The sequence below is a fragment of the Pseudohongiella sp. SYSU M77423 genome, assembly GCF_029911965.1.
GTDB lineage: Bacteria > Pseudomonadota > Gammaproteobacteria > Pseudomonadales > Pseudohongiellaceae > Pseudohongiella.
In genome coordinates this window covers 1-618 of record NZ_JARYTH010000019.1, presented here as the reverse complement: position 1 = coordinate 618, position 618 = coordinate 1, and the positions used below count along the sequence as shown (strand labels likewise).

Annotated in this window: 1 protein-coding gene; it reads right to left on the bottom strand. The window is 49.2% G+C overall.

Going from position 1 to position 618, the window contains the following annotated elements:
• Positions 1–69: 69 nt before the first annotated feature.
• The gene (locus QGM61_RS15215; protein WP_281133502.1) at positions 70–567 is read right to left on the bottom strand and encodes a GNAT family N-acetyltransferase; all 498 of its coding nucleotides are present in this window, start codon (positions 565–567) and stop codon (positions 70–72) included.
• Positions 568–618 lie beyond the last annotated feature (51 nt).

Here is a 618-nt window from a genome sequence, read left to right as displayed (position 1 = left end):
TAACGCCCCGCAACAGCGGCGCGAACGAAGTAAGCGTCCGGGCGCAAAGCGCCGAACTGTTTGCCATTGTTATGTGCGGTGCTTGGCATAATGATGCACATCGAAAAGCTGCCCGTTTTTTATAACTTCGTTTTTCAGAATGCCTTCCAACTGATATCCGTTTTTCTCAAGCACGCGCACAGACGCTTGATTAGGAGAAAGGACTGGAGCAAATAGCTTAGTCCACCGTTCACCCGAAAACACTTCATTTGTCATACGCTCTAGTACTTGAGTTGCTATTCCGCGACCCCAGAACTGCTCACCCAGCCAGTATCCAATTTCCGCCGTGTGACTTTTCCAACCAGTTTGCGGGGTAACCCCTACGCTACCGATTAATTCGCCGTGGTATTCGACAGCTTTGGTTATCGCTCCGTTTTCTTGCGATCCAGTAGTAATCCACCAAACTGCGTCTTCAAACGTATAGGGGTAGGGAAAAGTGTAGACCAGGAACTGCGACACATTGGCGTTATTCGCCAGCTCAACTAACCGCTCTGCATCGCTAGCTGCATAGTTCCTCAGCTCAATCATCACCCATGTTCCTTATACCTCTCTCTTTTCGTCATGCTACGAGCACATAAC